Source organism: Shuttleworthella sp. MSX8B (assembly GCF_000524295.1).
Lineage (GTDB): Bacteria > Bacillota > Clostridia > Lachnospirales > Lachnospiraceae > Shuttleworthia > Shuttleworthia satelles.
Map to the genome: position 1 here is coordinate 1 of NZ_JAQT01000020.1, position 16,800 is coordinate 16,800.

Sequence of the window (16,800 nt, forward strand, 5' to 3'; positions counted from 1 at the left end):
GCTTTAACTGGGAGGCAGAGCAGCTGCCCTCAGGTGCGGACGCGATCAACCCGACCAGCAAGGATATCAGCTTTACCCTCAAGTATAAGGCTGCCCCTGCCCCCAAGCCCAATAAGCCCGCAGAGCCCAGTAAGCCTGTAAAGCCGGCAGATCCCGCTAAGCCCAACAAGCCTGTGGTTCCTGTCAAGGATAGCAAGATCGCGCCCAAGACGGGTGACCAGACACAGCTTCCCATCTATGCAAGCATTCTGCTCGGGGCATTGGTTATCGGAACGGTTGCATTTGGCAGGAAGAGAAAGACCGACAGATAAAGAATTCTGAGGATTGAATTCACAGAACCTGAGCGAGAGCTCTGATGATAAGAGATCGACTGTCCAGCTCGTATCTTTCCATTGAGGGAAAGAGCGAGTTGGACAGTCATTTTTGGTTCGTCATAACCGAATCCTCGCGGGAAATGTGTTTTGTTAAAAAAGAAATTGCGGAAAAATTGTGAAAAATGTATAATGTCTTCTGAAGCATAGGCAACTTTTTAAAAGGCAGATCAGTAAAGGAGTGTTATGAAAAAAGGAAAGAAACTATTGGCTTTTGCCATCTCCTTGCTGACAATGGTCACTACGATATTCAGTAATACCATGTCAGTACACGCAGAAGACACGACCGGCCTGAAATTCACGAAAATTGAAGTGACAGACACGGCAGGAAATGTCAAGGCAGATCTTTTGGCTGGCGGGAAGCCCAGTCTGGAGGCGGGAAAGGACTACTATCTGAATGTAGCCTACTCCGTACCGGCTGGTCTGCAGTTCTCCCATACCTATATGGATCTGACCCTGGGCAATGGACTCTACTATATGTCTCTGCCCGGTTCAACCTGGAAGACAGGACCGATCAGCAGTACGGGATTTGAGGAGCTGACTCTGTCGCCGACGGGCAACGCGGACTCACCCTATGGGTATCCTGCGTCCACAGCAGATCCGTCCGCGACTCCTCCCACGGTGGGCAAATCCAAGACAGGAAAGATTTCATTTAAGAGCAAGTACTCCCTGACCAATGTTGCCTCTACCAAGGAGATTCAGTTCCGCCTGGATGACGCCTATGAGAATATGGACGCCAACCAGATTCTCGCCAATGTCATTAAGCTGAACCTGCGGACAGACAGCAGCAGCTCTGTCGACGCCAAGTCCTATCCGGTCAACGCGAAGGACGCACCGACACTCGGCTTCTGGCCCGATGTCAGCTCAGAGGTTGTCACCAAGGGCGGACAGACCAGCCAGCTGTCTGTAGGGACAACCGGGGCCGGAACAGGATTTCTGACCAAGGCCGGAAGCAGCACTACAATTGATGTCGTCTATCCCAGCGACATACAGTTCGATGGACTGAGAGAGGACAGCATCTATCACATGGACGGCGTCATTGGCGCCACCACAGATGATGGGACCAACAAGACGACGAGGGTGACCTTCCCGGAGAGCGGGCGTCTTATGGGCAATTTGAGTCTGAAACCCAGATTCACAGTTCCGAGCACAACGACCCGTCCCAATGGTTCAACCTTCCCCGTCAAGCTCAAGAATCTGAGTCAGACAGTCTGGAACGAGAATATCGGCCGGACTTCTACGACGAAGGAGCAGGATCTGTCGATCACCATTCTGGACGGTTCCACTCCGGAGCTTCTCACCAAGGTCAATGTGCGCGATACCATGCCTAACTGGGCCAAGAAAAAGTATGACACCTATAACGTGCGCTTTGGCGGTTTGATGATTCGCAATGAGATGGGTACCGCCTCTCGTCCCAAAACTCTGGAAATGAATCTGGATGAAGCTAATACGGCGATTATCCGTGGCGTCACGATCCCTTATGCGGCCGGGATGCATTACGGAATGCTGACCTGGACTTCCGCAGACGGCAGGAGCGGGACGATTGATCCGAACTCGCTTCAGCACGATGGGGTTTCGACTCTAATTAAGAATACCGACCTGGGTCTGGGGATCAACGACTCCATCAAGACCATCAAGGTTGATCTCGGGACGATCCCCGGAAGCTGGAACGGGATAAGGTATGAGGACAATACCAATTACGACTATAATCCCGAGACAAAGGCTTACAATGTCAAGCCCGGCGGCCGCAATTCAGCTTTCATTGATGAGAGCGCCTATTACGGCTGGTCATATATGCCCGGCGGCGTCTTCGGAAGCTGGAAGAAGGGGACGGATGCCGACGTCAAGAGTACCATTAAGTTCTATAACACGGGAACCACGCCTCAGGCTGCGAATACCTATGAAGTGCTGGGCAAATCAGGACCTCCCAAGGTTGTCAACGGGATCGGAAGCATTGACAAGTCCCAGATCAACGGAGGAGATAAGTTCCACATCTCCGGTAAGACCAGCGACGCGAACTGGGACTGGAATCCCCTGCAGGAGCCTGTCTTCTATGTGACGATGCCCGAGGGATTCAGTTACTCCAACCTCAAGGTAACCAATGGAAAACTGTCCAAGCCCGTCTATGTAGGTGAGTTCATGCATGGTACCGAGAAGGTCAAGGTATGGAAGTATACCCTTGATATCGGGCAGGAGACCAGGGGCCAGTATCAGCCTGATTTCACCTGGAAGACATCTGAGATCAGCATGGATGTGACGACCAACACGGACGCCAAAGTCGGTACCTACCATATCAATGATTTTCTCGGGATGACCACCAAGGATTTCAAGGATATCGGAGCCAAGCTTAAGGGCATGCGTTGGGATAGCGCCAATTCGACAACGGAAAAGTATACGGCTGATTTCGGTAACGCCGTCAACGGCGGAGAGACCATGTCTTCTCTGTCAGAGAAACGTGGGATTAAGGTCAACCAGGCCTATGAGGTCAGAGCGGATTCCAAACTGATTGTGCCGGATGGAGACCAGGGGCCTAAGACCTATATCTATGATCCGAGCTCAGAGAGCACGAAGAAAGCAACGACACCGGTTCTTGACAGAGGCGGCAAGGTGACGCAGAGGATTGTTGTGCGCAATAATACGACCAAGACAGTCAAGCACACAACGCTCTATGTCCCGCTCTTCTCAGAGAACAAGAACAACGGCTTGGGATACCATCCGGAAGGCAAGACCCAGTGGCCGTTAAAACTGACCGGCACGAGTATGACCTCCAATTTCACGGTCAAGTATATCAAGCTCCACCCGGGTAAGACCTACTCCATGAATCAGGCACCTCAGCCCGGCGATTATGATGTGGTGACAGATCCCGCACAGGCAGATATGGCTGTCTTTGAATCGACAAAGGCTCTGGCGATTGGGGATGGAGGCACCATTGACCTGAACTATGAGGTCAGTCCGACTCTTTCACCGACCTATAACGGGAAGATCAATGTCATCTCTCCTGTCTTGGACTACGATATCGACGGGAATACATCCACACTGACCAGACAGTCCGCTGCCGTCAGCTTCAAGACGACCGCGGTGGATATCCCGGTCGAGAAGGTCTGGAAGGATCTGGGCAGCGCTGCTGTAGATCACAGCGCGGACTCAGTACAGGTTCGTCTCTACCGGAACGGGCAGGCGACCAATGAAGTGCTTACCCTGGACGCTGCCAAGAACTGGAAGGGCAGCTTCAGCAACATCGCCTCAGAGGATCCGGCGACCCATCAGGCATATAACTATACGGTCAAGGAGGAAGGACTGGATGCCAACGATCAGATTCAGATCGGTGGCAGGCAGTATCGGTCCGCGGTGAGCGGAGACGCGAACACGGGCTTTAAGGTTACCAATACCGGCTCAGAGAAGATCTCTATTGATGTGACCAAGGCCTGGGTCGGCAAGGCCGCCGATTCCGCGACCGTCAAGCTCCTGGCCGACGGCGCTGTCAAGGACACCGCTGTTCTGACCGCGGGAACGAACTGGAAGCATACTTTTGCGGACCTTCCCAAGTATGATATCAATGACGGCCATGAGATCGCCTACAAGCTGGACGAGGTCAAGGTAGAGGGCTATAAGACCGAAATCACCGGGAACGCCAAGGATGGCTTTAAGGTGACCAACACCATCACCGGTCAGGTCTCTGTCTCCGTAACCAAGACCTGGGTCGGCAAGGCAGCTGATTCCGCGAAGATTCATCTGTACGCTGACGGGACGGAGAAGGAAGCTGTCACCTTAAACGCAGGCAACCAGTGGAAGCATACCTTCGCTAATCTTGACAAGTACAAGAATGGCGTTGAGATCAAGTACACGATCAAGGAAGACCCGATCGCCAACTACAAGTCCGAGATCAGTGGCGATATGACCTCCGGCTACACGGTTAAGAACACCAATACGGAGAAGATCTCCATTCCGGTGACCAAGACCTGGGTCGGCAAGGCGGCTGATTCGGCAACCGTGAAGCTCCTGGCAGACGGCACCGTCAAGGACACCGCTGTTCTGACCAAGGATACGGGCTGGAAGCACACTTTTGCTGATCTGCCCAAGTATGACGCCAACAATGGTCATGAGATCGCCTACACCTTAGACGAGGTTAAGGTAGAGGGTTATGTGACTGGCATTTCCGGAACGGCAGAGAATGGCTTTAAGGTGACCAATACCATTACCGGTAAGGTCTCTGTTCCAGTGACTAAGAAGTGGATCGGAGATCCTGCAGAGTTCGTCACGGTAAACCTCTACGCGGACGGACAGAAGGTGGATAGCCAGAAGTTGTCCAGGGACAATCAATGGCAGTACACCTTCGCCAACCTGGACCAGTACAAGGATGGTCAGGAGATCAAGTACACCATTGAGGAGGAGGCGATTGCCGGCTATACGACAAGCATCAGTGGAGATGCTGCCAATGGCTTTGTGATCACCAATACCCAGGATCAGCCCAAGCCTTCACCCAAGCCCAATGTCGTTCCCAGGAACCCCAAGGCTCCGAAGACAGGAGATCTGGGCAACCTTCCTCTCTATGGATCGCTCCTGCTTCTTGCGGCAGTAGCTGCCAGCCTTCTGGCCGGAAAGAGAAGAAGACAGACCAGGTAACCACAGACGAAAACAGTTGATTGAGAGAAAGGGCGCGCGAGTCTGATGACTTGCGCGCTCTTTCCTGTGCGCTTTGTCTCTGTGCGGTTTATTGCCAGTGTTCATGGCGCTAAGACGTACGCAGTTTCTGACATGTGTGTGCAATGCGGTCCTCATCATACGGATATTTTCAAATGGTCGGAAATAGGTCATAATCTAAACAAGCGTTAGCTTCGCATAACAGATGATGAACAGCAGATGCGCAAGAAAAAGATCAGATAATCGGCTTTTTTGTGACCTTTAGAGGTCATCTCTTTTCGTACTCTTTCGCTAAAAGAGACGCAGAGGGGAAAGGCGCAAAAAAGAGAGCAGGAAGAAGGAGGGAAAGATGGGACTGTTGAGAGATTTCTTTAATCAGACCAGGAAGCCGGCAGGCTTTTTGGGGAAAGTTATGATTTCCGGTATGAACCGCGGTCACGCGAAGATGGCGGACTGGGGCATGCGGCATTTGCCGCGGATCGAGGCGGAGCAGATTGCAGATCTGGGCTGCGGAGGGGGAAGAAACGCGGGAGAGCTGCTGCGGCGATACCCTGCGGCTCATCTGACGGCTGTCGATTATTCTCCCCTTTCTGTGGCGAAGGCCAGAGAATATAACCAAAAGCAGATTGAGGAGGGAAGATGTCGGGTTATTCGGGGAGACGTCTCGGAGCTGAGTCTCGATCCAGAGACATTTGATCTGGCCACGGCTTTTGAGACCATCTACTTCTGGCCCGGACTGGAAAGATGTTTTGAACAGGTGGCCCGCGTCCTGCGCCCGGGCGGGATTTTCCTGATTGTCAATGAGTGCGACGGGATGGACGCGGCAGGCAGGCATTTTGAGAAGATCATCGACGGCATGCGCTGCTATACACCAGAAGAAATTCAGGCGGATCTTATGAGGGCCGGATTCTCCAAGATCAAGGTGACCCACCACCCCTCAAAGCCCTGGATTGTCCTTATCGCGAAAAAATAGGAGAGGAGCAGGCGGAGAATCCGGCGTAGAATTCGGAGAAGAATCCGGCGCGGAATTCGGAGAAGAATCTGGCGCGGAATCCGGAGAAAAATCCGGAGTAGAATTCGGAGAAGAATCTCCGGCGTAGAATTCGGAGAAGAATCCGGCGCGGAATTCGGAGAAGAATCTGGCGCGGAATCCGGAGAAAAATCCGGAGTAGAATTCGGAGAAGAATCCGGCGCGGAATTCAGAGAAAAATCTGAAGGAAAAGTCGGAGGAGAAGATGATAGAATACAGGATGTCTATCTTCGCAATGTGCAGGTGCGTATGTCGAGCAAATCCAGGTGGCCCAAGGGGATGTATGACCTGCGGCCGGGCTATGGTAAGGGAATCGAAGCGCGCCACAGCAGCGGCTTTTTGTTCCGTCACGTGGATGGATTGGCGATGGAGAATTGTTCCGTCCGTTTTGCGGATAAGGCAGGGGGCTCGTTCGGCGAGGCGGTGGAATTTGAGTCCTGCCGCCGTGTGAGAAATGACTGCTTTTCTGAGCTGTCGGAAGAATGAGAGAGAAAGAGACCGTGAAATCAAAGTTTGAGAGCCGGACGATAGCCTATTATCTGATCCTGGGACTCCTGATGTTGGGGCTGGGCAGCAGCGACGCCTTGCGGGGCGTCTTTGCCCCTGTGTTCAGAGAGCACTTTGCCCTCAACACCTCGCAGCTGTCCCTGATCATTACCGTCAGCTACATTGGGAATTTCGTCTTCATGCTCCTGGGAGGGAGGCTTTCCGATCATTTCGGCCTTCGGAGGGCATTTTGCGGCTCTCTTTGCTGCTGGATAGGCGCGGAGGCACTTTATCTTCTGACCGATCACTACCCGGCTCTTCTGGTCGGCGTCTTCTTCGCCATGGGGACCTCGACCCTTTTGAATATGCTGATGAATGTCATGAGTCCGCGTCTTTTTACAGTGCCGGGGGCCGCAATCAATATTCTCTTCTTTATCCAGGCGATTGGGACAACGCTTACCCAGGGCGGAATCGGACGCCTTGCGACCTCCTTTTTTGCCTGGAAGCTGGTCAGCCTGGGTCTCCTCTTGATCGGGGTCATCGCCCTGCTCGCCTTCGCAAGACTGTCATCTGGGGATGCCGGTCTCTCATACGACAGGAGGATCCGCGAGGAGGTGATCGGAGAGATCAGTAGGAAGGTCAGCGAGAAGGCGGCCGGAGAGAAGGCGGCCGGAGAGATCAGTAGGAAGGTCAGCGAGGAGGCGGCCGGAGAGATCAGTAGGGAAGTCGGCGAGGAGACGGACGGAGAGATCAGTAGGGAAGTCGGCGAGAAGACAGTCGGAGAACTCAGTAGGGAGGTCAGCGAGGAAGCGGCTGGAGAAATTAATAAGAGGATCAGCGGGGAGACTGCCGGAAACATCCATAAGAAGGACAGGGCGGAGGCAGGAGAGGGAATTCCTCAGAAAGCTACCGGGAGGGCCTCAGAGAGAAAGAAGCCTCCCTATCCGGAAGAAAAAGAAGCTCCCTATATCATGATTCTGCACAGACCGGCCTTCTGGCTCTTTATTCTTATTTTCGGCACCTACTTTATCGGCGAGCACGGGGTGATGAACTGGATGAATATCTACTGTCGTGACGGGCTGGGAATGAGCGCCCGGGACGCGGCCCTCATCCCCAGTCTTTTCTACGGGGGTATGATGCTGGGACGCCTTCTCTTTGCCCCTGTGATCGCCAAATTGAAAATTCGAAAGGCGCTTCTGATTTTTCTTGGATCCGGTACGGCAGTTTACATCCTGTCCTTTGTTCTGGGACAGCGGGCCTTCTTTCTCCTGTTCGCGGCAGGGCTGGGTCTGTCTGTCATTTACCCGACCATGACAATGTGCATTCAGCTCTACTTTCACAGGGAGTTGACAACAACTGCGACGGGGGCGATTATGAGTGCAGGAACCCTGTTTGATATTGCGTTCAATGCTATTTTCGGACTTGTGATTGCCCGGGTCGGATACGGGATGGGCATGATGATTCTGCCCCTGGCCATGTGCCTGAGCCTGGGAACCTATCTGGCCCTCCTCCGCTGGGGAGAGCAGATAAGAGAGCTATAAGAGGGGAATTCGGAGGACGTTCGTCATCATCTTCTGCAGGCAGAGGACGGACGGTCAAGGGAGATAAGGAGGGGAAATGGGCTTTGATATCAGTTATCATCCTATTCGAGAGGATGAGATGGAAGCGTGGTTTTTCGCGCCGATGAAGGCGCTGAGAGAGGGCGATGACAGCCTTATCCGGAGGGTCGCTGAGGAACGCAGCAAGCAGCAGGAGAAGTTCTTCGCGGAGAAGTACATTGATATCATGAAGACCCTGGCCAGCTGGGATCCCAATCAGCCGACCGAGAAGGGACTGCTCTATGGGATGGCTGTCATCAGCGGTTTCTTTACCAGATACCAGTATGTTCGCGGCACGGCTTACTCTTTCCTCCTGGACAGGCAGCCGCAGATGGGGGAGTACTGCAGTTCCTGGAGGAGTTTCCTGCCGGATTGGATTCCATCACCAAAGCATGAGAAGCTGACGGAGAATTACGCTGCCGGCGTCTACATGAGCCCAGATCAGGTTAAGGCACTTCTGGCAGATTATGAGAGGAAGGCGAAAGTCCGCCAGATCCTGACAGACTTTTTTGAAGGGAATCTGGAGGTTTTTCTGACAGCGCTGCAGGATGCAAAGAGAACAGGGAGCGGTCTTATGGAAGCGGCTGAAGTAATCGAGGTAGAGCCTCTGGATCTGAACCGTACGGTCTGTTATTCGGATCTCTTCCTCTGTGATCCCAAGGGAGCCTATATCTATCAGGATGTTGCCATTGCGCAGATTAAGGCGGCGACCGGTATGAGCGAGGAAGAAATCGCGAAGAAAGTGCAGGAGGGGAAGTTCACCAGTCAGAAGACCTATGTGGAACTGGATGATACCGAACAAGAATAAGAGGTTGTAGGGGCAGATGAGGAGTCGGACAGGTAACAGTGGCATTTCCAGTCCCGACCGATTAAACTAAGGAGGTAAAAAAGGGACAAAAAGATTTACCAAAAAACGTATGAAGGAAACGAATTCATGAAATTCCTCGAAAAAAAATTGCTGGGTTTTCCACTGTATGGATATCTGACGGCTGTTTTGCTCTATGCCCTGCAGAACCTGCTCTATGAGCAGATCCGTATGTATCAGGAGCGGGTGGGGGTGGTCTGGCATACGACCAAGATCCCCCTGCTCGACGATCTGATCCCCCTGCAGCCGGAGTTCTGGATTATCATCTATCTCTTCAGCCATATCTTCTGGATCATAGGGCCGATCGCGGCCTCGAAGGTGGACAAGGCGCACTATCGTGACTTCATCGCGGGGGTCGTGATTGCGGAGCTGATCGGAGCGGCCGTCTTCGTTCTCTATCCCACAGGGATGAATCGGGCTGCGGAGGGACTGCTCAACAATAACCCGGGCTTCTTCAACGGAATTCTGCAGTGGACCTATGCTGCGGATGGGCTGACCTATGGGACCAATCTCCTTCCCAGCTTTCACTGTCTGATTTCGACCTCCTATTTTCTGGTGGTCTATAAGAGGCCTGAGATCTCCAGGGGATACCAGATTTTTACCGGCATATTCTGCATCCTGATCTTCATCAGCACGGTGACGACCAAACAGCATTTTATCATCGACATTCCGGCGGGAATTGCTCTGGCCGTTTTTTCGTATGCCCTTGCCTGTCACTTCCACCTGGGAAATCTGGGGAGAGGGGAAAAAGCCTCATCATGAGCCGAAGGATGAAAATGCCCAATACGTATCATGGGCTAAAGGATGAAAGAAGCCAAAGGCCGCGACGGGACCGGGCCGCTTTCTAAGTAAAATCTGTCAGAAGAAGAGGCAACCATGAAGAATTTCAACGATAACTTTCTCAATAAAATCATGCGCTATGTTCTCCTGACCTTTCTGATTATGCTGATTATGGTCTGGGCTTATCGGCACATGGATACGATTCTCTGGCAGGCGGGCACCTTCATCGGGTGGATTACAGGAATCCTAAAGCCCCTTGTCTTCGGGATCATGGTGGCTCTTTTGCTCTCGCCCGTGGTGCACAGGCTGGAGAGGGGGTTCTCGCACGTCCCCATTCTGCGCAAGCACAGGACGCGCGGTCTTTCCGTGGCAATTACGGTTTTGGCCGCGCTTTTGGTCTTCTTCCTTGTGGCCTCCCTGCTTCTGTCCTCTCTGACCAACAGCCTGCAGGCGGTCAGTGTGGAGAACTTGAAGATTATCGCCAACAATTTCCAGGAGTCGATTTCCGGGATCTGGAGTCTGGTGACGGAGGTGATGGACCGTTTTCATATTGACCGGTCCTTCCTCCAGGAGGCGGTCAATAACGCCTCCAACTGGGCGAGAAATTCCGCCACCAGCGCGGCTAAAGGGGTCACGGGATTCATGACCACCGCCTTTTTCAGCTTGATCTTCTCCATCTATTTCATGGCGGATCATGAGGGCTTTATCGCCTATTGGACCAAGGCGGCCAAGTCTATCCTGCCTGAGCGGGAGTACGGCTATTTCATGGAGTTTCTGGGAAATGCCGGGCACGCCTTCATCGGCTATGTTCGGGGTCAGCTGCTGGACGCCGTCTTCGTCGGCGTGACCATGTCTATTATCCTGTCTCTAATCGAGGTCCCCTATGCCCTCTTGATCGGCATGATGATGGGAATCGGAAACCTGATCCCCTATGTAGGGCCGGCCGTGGGTTACGTCTCCGTGACCTTCGTCTGCGTTTTCGCCCAGGATCACAGCAAGCTGCTGATCGCCCTGATCGCGGTCTTCGTCGTCACAACGATTGACGGCAATGTGATCAATCCCCGTATTCTCTCCAATGCCGTATCGGTTCACCCGGTTCTCGTGATCGCGGCTCTTTTGGTCGGATCCGCGGTGGGCGGGGTGACCGGCATGTTTCTGGCCGTTCCTGTGGCCTCTCTGATTCGCATCTATTTTGATAAGCTGGTCGATTGGCGGTGCGAGGAGACGGATGAGAAACTGGGCAAGAAGATTGACAGGGCGACAGACGGGGAGAAAGAGACGCGTGAGTGATTGCGCGATTGATTTTGAAGAATTCAGAATTTTACCGAATCCTATGGGCAGAAAAGGAGCAATCTCAGGGGAATACTGACAAAATGACCATTTTTTGAAGAAAAAATAGGGCTATAGACGATATTGGAAAGGTTTTCAATTGGCAAAATGCACAAAAGTCAGAAGAGAAATCTGTGAGCCTAACCAAATTAACCGGGAGAGGGCAATATTTCGTGGAAGACCTTAGCAAAGTGCTATAATACCTCTTGTAAACATTGAACCCGGTTGTTTTTGAAACGTTGGAATCGTTTTTTCACTGGGTCATAGTAGGAGGGAATATGAAGAAAAAAACGCTAGCTCTTGTAATGGCAGCCTGCATGGTTGCTTCCGTGTTCGCCGGCTGCGGCGGCGGTAACGGCGGGTCCTCATCCGGTGATAACAATTCTTCCGGCAAGTCGCTTCGCCTGGTAAACGGTAAGATCGAGGTCGATGCTCAGCTCAAGGAGCTGGCCGAGGCCTATGAGAAGGAGACCGGGACTAAGGTCACCATCGAGTCCATGGGCGGCGGAGTCGATATCCAGGGCCAGCTGAAGAATTACAATCAGGCCGGGAATATGCCCGACATCTTTGTGTGCGGCGGCTCCAGTGATTTCAAGAACTGGAAGGGCAACATCGTTGACCTGAGTGACCAGGAGTGGACCAAGGACACGGAGCTGGCCTACAAGGAGGATGGCAAGGTATACGGTTTCCCTTACACCCAGGAGGCGATCGGCCTTTGCTACAACGCTGACATTCTGCAGAAGGCGGGCATTGACCCCAAGTCCATTACCGGACCTGAGAGCATGAAGAAGGCTTTCGAGACTCTGGACGCCAAGAAGAGCGAGCTTGGATTGACCGCAGTGCTGGGCTACTCCGCTGAGCCGGTCAACCTCTACTGGTCTACCGGCAACCACATCTTCTCCGCATACCAGGACGGCGGTCTGCAGAGAGGTGATACCAAGTACTTTGACATGCTCTCCAAGGGAGAGATCGACAAGACCCGTTTCAACGACTTCTCCAAGATGGTAGCTCTTTTCAATAAGTACTCGGATCCCGCGCTTCTGGTTTCAGGTACCTATGATCAGCAGATCTTGAACTTCGCCTCCGGCAAGTACGCCTTTGTCACCCAGGGATCCTGGATCGGCGCGACGATGACCGGCAAGGATGACAAGGACGCTTATAAGGCGGCCGGCAACTTCAAGTGCGGTATTCTCCCATACGCTTTCCAGGAAGGTATGGATCGTCTGGAGTCTGACTCTCCATCTTACTGGGCTGTCACCAAGAACGACAACAGCGATGCTGCCAAGAAGTTCCTCCAGTGGTGCGCGGGTGATGCGGGACAGCAGATCCTGGTTGAAAAAGCTGGATTTGTAAGCCCCTTCAAGTCTTCCAAGTACGTTGCGTCTGATCCCTTCGCTCAGACCTTGACCGATTATCAGAAGGCTGGCAAGACCTCCGGCTGGACCTGGCCCGGCAACAAGGAGGGTCTGGCTCAGAACGCGCTTGGTCAGGTCTTCAACGACTTTGCACAGGGCAAGATTGCGACTCCTGAGGACTTCACTAATAAGATGGCGACAACGATCAAGGATTATTACAGCAAGTAAGCGCTGCTTGGAATAGGGGGGCCTGGCCCCCCTTTTTTCCAGTTTCAGAACTGACAATCAATCCGGCAGAATACGCACCGGAATAGAGTTAGGAGGAAGAGGGATGAATAAGACTTCCGCGATACAAAAACCTATTTCCATCGGCGTGCTCACCACGGGAATTGTTCTTATGGTAGGCGCGCTGATCATTGATATTACAGGGATAAAATTTGGCGCAAGAGGAGCAATGCTGATTATCGGCCTCCTGGCTGCTCTCTATGGCCTCTACCGTTTTCCCAGCCAGAGGTACCACAGGGGAATTGTCTATTTTATTTTTCTCTTTCCCCTGGTCTTTGCCTTTGCCGTGACGGTGATTATTCCTCTGGTTCTCGGCGTGGGCTATTCCTTTACGGACTGGACGGGGATTAAGATCACCAAGTTCGTGGGGCTGGCGAATTATTCCAGTATGTTCCACGATCCAGCCTTCCTCTGGTCCGTGCTGATCACATTCCTCTTCGTGATTCTGAATATTATCATGGTCAACCTGATCGGCTTCGCGCTGGCTCTGCTCTGTACTTCCGCGATCAAGGGAACGGGCTTCTTTAGGGCAGCCTACTTCCTTCCCAACCTGATTGGAGGGATCGTACTCGGCTATATCTGGCAGTTCGTCTTCAACAATGTCCTGATTCAGATGACCAAGACCTCCTTCCTGGCCAATACAGAGACGGCCATGCTGGGAATTATCGTCGTCTATATCTGGCAGTATGCCGGTTATATTATGCTGATTTACATCACCGGTCTGACCCAGGTGCCCAAGGATGTGATCGAGGCGGCTTCGATCGACGGAGCCAATTCCAAACAGGTTCTGTTCCATGTGCGAATTCCCCTGATCATGCCCACCATTACCATCTGCACCTTCCTGACCTTGACCTCCGCCTTCAAGCAGTTCGACGTCAACATGGCCCTGACCAATGGAACCGGATCCGTGGATGGCTTCCTGGGCGGATACCTGGCCAACGGAACCCAGATGCTGGCCCTAAACATCTATAATACGGCCATTTCCAAGAACAGCTACGCGGTCGGCCAGGCCAAGGCAGTCCTCTTCTTTATTATCCTGGCGGCGGTATCGCTCATCCAGGTGAGAACGATGAACAGTAAGGAGGTAGAGCTGTAATGAGTACGTCAAGCAAGATTAAGAAAATCCTCTTAACCCTTCTGGGAATTGTGATTGCGGTCTATATTCTCTTTCCCTTCTATCTGGTTGTCTTAAATGCCTTCAAGAAGCAGAGCGCCATTGTGGCCAACCCGGTCTCCTTTGCAGGGGCTTCCTTCAGCCAGCTGATCAGCAACCTGCACAGTGTCGTCAATAATTCGAACTTCCGCTTCTGGTCCGCCTTCGGAAGCTCCGTTGTGATCACAGTCTGCTCTCTGGTGCTTCTGGCAGTCTTAGGATCCATGGCGGCCTGGGTTATCTCCAGAAACAATCGCAAGAAGTGGGCCGCGGCCATTTACATGGTCTTTATCGCGTCCATGATCATTCCCTTCCAGGTTGTTATGCTTCCTCTGATCTCGACCTTCCGGGACGCGGGGAAATTCGTGGGTATCAGTCTTTTGCAGTCGATCCCCGGCATTATTTTCGCTTATCTGGGCTTTGGAGGAGCGATGACAGTCTTCATCCTGACCGGTTTCATCAAGGGAGTTCCCTATGATCTGGAGGAGGCGGCGGCCATTGACGGCTGTTCTCCCGAGGGGACCTTCTTTCGGATTATCCTCCCGCTCTTAAAGCCGGTCATTACGACGGTCACCATCTTAAACGGAATGTGGATCTGGAACGACTTTCTCCTCCCCTCTCTGATGCTGGGGCTCAACGGTAAGATCAAGACCCTGCCCGTCGCCGTGCAGGCCTTCGTCGGGTCTTATGTCAAGCAGTGGGACCTGATCCTGTCGGCGGCTCTTCTGGCAATCGTTCCCATGATCGTCGTCTTTTTGATCGGCCAGAAGCAGATCATGAAGGGCATGGTCGAGGGAGCCGTCAAGGGCTAAAGTCCCTTGCAATGTTCTCTGAGGACGGAATGGTTGTGATCAGGCTGCCGTCAGTGCGCTGAGTGGCCATTGCAATGCTCTACGGCAGGCGGATTTACTGGCCGAAATATAAGAGACAAAGTATAAGAGACTGTGAAGAAATCAAAGACAGAAGTCGGCTGCCGCATCCATGTCAAAAGTGGTGCGGTACAGGATGGATTGCCTGGCGTTTTTTCACAGTCTTTTTATGCTTTTTTGCGGGCTTTTTCTCTTGTGAAGACCCTTTCGTGTGTGGTAATGTGCTTATGCAGGAAATCTTGGAAACAGGCTCGGACGGAAGGAAAAACAGTCAATCGGGATTCGTCAGAAGAGATTCAGAAGAAGCCAAAAGAAGCATGACCTCCCGCGAAAGGAGCGGAGAGAGAAAGGAAAAATCATGAAGAAAGCCTGGTGGAAGGAAAGCGTCGTCTATCAGATTTACCCTCGCAGCTTTTGCGACAGCAATGGAGACGGGATCGGTGATTTAAAGGGAATCACATCCAAACTCGATTATCTGAAGGAATTGGGGATCGACGTCATCTGGCTCTCCCCGGTTTACAAGTCCCCCAATGATGACAACGGCTATGATATCAGCGATTACGAGGATATCATGGATGAGTTTGGGACGATGGAGGATTTCGATGAGCTCCTGGAGCAGGCTCATGCTCGCGGAATCCGGCTGGTCATGGATCTGGTGGTCAATCATACCTCAGACGAGCATCCATGGTTTTTGGAGTCCCGAAAGAGCCGCGATAATCCAAAGAGAGATTACTATATCTGGAGAGATCCGGTGGACGGACACGAGCCGACCAACTGGGGCAGCGCTTTCTCCGGTTCCGCCTGGCAGTGGGATCAGAAGACGGGCCAGTACTATCTCCATCTCTTCTCCAAAAAGCAGCCGGATCTCAACTGGGACAATCAGAAGGTCCGCCGCGATATTTTCGATATGATGACCCGCTGGTGTCAGAAGGGGATCGACGGCTTTCGCATGGACGTCATCTCTTTAATCTCCAAGCCGGAGGTCTTCGCGGATGCCCCCACGAACGGCGGAATCTACGGAGCCTTTGACGCCGTGGCCAATGGCCCTCATGTACATGATTACCTGCAGGAAATGAACCGGGAGGTTCTCTCCAGATTTGACATCATGACTGTGGGAGAAACGGCAGGCGTCACCCTGGATGAAGCGAAGAAATACGCGAACAGTCAGGGGACGGAGCTGGGCATGGTCTTCCAGTTCGAGCACGTGGGACTGGATGAGGATCCGAAGGTTCCCTACAAGTGGTCAACCAGGAAGATGCCTCTGGTGCCCCTGAAGGAGAATCTGACCAAGTGGCAGCTGGGACTGGACGGCTGCGCCTGGAATTCCCTCTACTTCTGCAATCACGACCAGCCCAGAATTGTCTCCCGCCTGGGGGACGACTCAGACCAGTATCGGGAGAGAAGTGCCAAGGCCATCGCGACGGTGCTGCACATGATGCAGGGGACACCCTATGTCTATCAGGGGGAAGAGCTGGGAATGACCAATGTGGGATTTACTTCCGTGGACCAGTTCCGCGACCTGGAGTCCATCAACGCTTACCATGAACTGACTGAGAAGGCAGGAATGGACCCGGCTGACCTGCTTCCAAAGATCGCGCACAAGAGCAGGGATAATGCCCGGACACCAATGCAGTGGTCCGATGCTCCCCAGGCCGGTTTTACCTCCGGCAAGCCCTGGATCGACGTCAATCCCAATTATGTCAGGGTCAATGCCGAAGAGCAGATGGACCGGAAGGACTCCGTCTTCCACTACTATCAGAAGCTGATAGCCCTTCGGCACAACTCAGACCTGATTGTCTACGGGCACTATCAGCTGCTTTTGGCGGAGGATCCGGACCTCTTTGTCTATCGCAGAGAGCTGGATCAGAGGAGGCTGCTTGTCGTGGCGAATCTGTCCGGACACGAGAGGAAATGCGAAATTCCGTCGGATTTCGCGAAGGGCAAAGTCCTGATTCAGAATATATCTGAGCACGATATCCATGACGGGAAGCTGGCGCCCTATGAGGCCTATGTCCTTGAGGTATAAGAGGGGCAGTGT

12 protein-coding genes are annotated in these 16,800 nt (G+C 52.8%); all 12 read left to right on the forward strand.

Annotation, left to right across the window (positions count from 1 at the left end; translation table 11 throughout):
- A partial coding sequence (locus HMPREF1508_RS05165) for an LPXTG cell wall anchor domain-containing protein (protein ID WP_044960115.1) occupies positions 1-311 on the forward strand: 311 nt, incomplete at its 5' end.
- A 246-nt stretch (positions 312-557) separates the two neighbouring features.
- On the forward strand, positions 558-4,994 hold the full coding sequence (locus tag HMPREF1508_RS05170; protein ID WP_044960117.1) for a Cna B-type domain-containing protein: 4,437 nt from the start codon (positions 558-560) through the stop codon (positions 4,992-4,994).
- A gap of 367 nt (positions 4,995-5,361) precedes the next feature.
- The gene (locus tag HMPREF1508_RS05175; RefSeq protein WP_044960118.1) at positions 5,362-5,985 is read left to right on the forward strand and encodes a class I SAM-dependent DNA methyltransferase; all 624 of its coding nucleotides are present in this window, start codon (positions 5,362-5,364) and stop codon (positions 5,983-5,985) included.
- 294 nt (positions 5,986-6,279) lie between these two features.
- Positions 6,280-6,528, forward strand: a complete 249-nt coding sequence (locus tag HMPREF1508_RS05180; RefSeq protein WP_198015574.1) for a hypothetical protein — start codon at positions 6,280-6,282, stop codon at positions 6,526-6,528.
- A gap of 14 nt (positions 6,529-6,542) precedes the next feature.
- Positions 6,543-8,069, forward strand: coding sequence for an MFS transporter (locus tag HMPREF1508_RS09675; protein WP_198015576.1), 1,527 nt, complete (start codon positions 6,543-6,545; stop codon positions 8,067-8,069).
- Positions 8,070-8,145: 76 nt separating this feature from the next.
- Positions 8,146-8,934 (forward strand): hypothetical protein, encoded by a 789-nt coding sequence (locus HMPREF1508_RS05195; RefSeq protein WP_044960122.1) that lies wholly within the window; start codon positions 8,146-8,148, stop codon positions 8,932-8,934.
- Positions 8,935-9,060: 126 nt separating this feature from the next.
- The gene (locus HMPREF1508_RS09680) at positions 9,061-9,753 is read left to right on the forward strand and encodes a phosphatase PAP2 family protein (RefSeq protein ID WP_049906903.1); all 693 of its coding nucleotides are present in this window, start codon (positions 9,061-9,063) and stop codon (positions 9,751-9,753) included.
- 114 nt (positions 9,754-9,867) lie between these two features.
- On the forward strand, positions 9,868-11,061 hold the full coding sequence (locus HMPREF1508_RS05205) for an AI-2E family transporter (RefSeq protein ID WP_044960123.1): 1,194 nt from the start codon (positions 9,868-9,870) through the stop codon (positions 11,059-11,061).
- Between the two features lie 317 nt (positions 11,062-11,378).
- Positions 11,379-12,683 carry an ABC transporter substrate-binding protein gene (locus HMPREF1508_RS05210; protein ID WP_044960125.1) on the forward strand — a complete coding sequence of 435 codons (1,305 nt, stop codon included), beginning with the start codon at positions 11,379-11,381 and terminating at the stop codon, positions 12,681-12,683.
- A 103-nt stretch (positions 12,684-12,786) separates the two neighbouring features.
- Complete coding sequence (locus HMPREF1508_RS05215; protein WP_044960127.1) at positions 12,787-13,836, forward strand: carbohydrate ABC transporter permease; 1,050 nt, start codon at positions 12,787-12,789, stop codon at positions 13,834-13,836.
- Positions 13,836-14,705 carry a carbohydrate ABC transporter permease gene (locus HMPREF1508_RS05220; protein WP_044960129.1) on the forward strand — a complete coding sequence of 290 codons (870 nt, stop codon included), beginning with the start codon at positions 13,836-13,838 and terminating at the stop codon, positions 14,703-14,705. The genes HMPREF1508_RS05215 and HMPREF1508_RS05220 overlap by 1 nt, the downstream gene beginning before the upstream one ends.
- 415 nt (positions 14,706-15,120) lie before the next feature.
- Positions 15,121-16,788, forward strand: coding sequence for a glycoside hydrolase family 13 protein (locus HMPREF1508_RS05225; RefSeq protein ID WP_044960131.1), 1,668 nt, complete (start codon positions 15,121-15,123; stop codon positions 16,786-16,788).
- The last annotated feature ends 12 nt before the right edge of the window (positions 16,789-16,800 follow it).

Excerpts from the sequence above, each read along its gene's own strand:
- HMPREF1508_RS05170 (WP_044960117.1), top strand. The coding sequence starts at position 558 with ATGAAAAAAGGAAAGAAACTATTGGCTTTTGCCATCTCCTTGCTGACA.
- HMPREF1508_RS05175 (WP_044960118.1), top strand. The coding sequence starts at position 5,362 with ATGGGACTGTTGAGAGATTTCTTTAATCAGACCAGGAAGCCGGCAGGC.
- HMPREF1508_RS05195 (WP_044960122.1), top strand. The coding sequence starts at position 8,146 with ATGGGCTTTGATATCAGTTATCATCCTATTCGAGAGGATGAGATGGAA.
- HMPREF1508_RS09680 (WP_049906903.1), top strand. The coding sequence starts at position 9,061 with ATGAAATTCCTCGAAAAAAAATTGCTGGGTTTTCCACTGTATGGATAT.
- HMPREF1508_RS05205 (WP_044960123.1), top strand. The coding sequence starts at position 9,868 with ATGAAGAATTTCAACGATAACTTTCTCAATAAAATCATGCGCTATGTT.
- HMPREF1508_RS05210 (WP_044960125.1), top strand. The coding sequence starts at position 11,379 with ATGAAGAAAAAAACGCTAGCTCTTGTAATGGCAGCCTGCATGGTTGCT.
- HMPREF1508_RS05215 (WP_044960127.1), top strand. The coding sequence starts at position 12,787 with ATGAATAAGACTTCCGCGATACAAAAACCTATTTCCATCGGCGTGCTC.
- HMPREF1508_RS05220 (WP_044960129.1), top strand. The coding sequence starts at position 13,836 with ATGAGTACGTCAAGCAAGATTAAGAAAATCCTCTTAACCCTTCTGGGA.
- HMPREF1508_RS05225 (WP_044960131.1), top strand. The coding sequence starts at position 15,121 with ATGAAGAAAGCCTGGTGGAAGGAAAGCGTCGTCTATCAGATTTACCCT.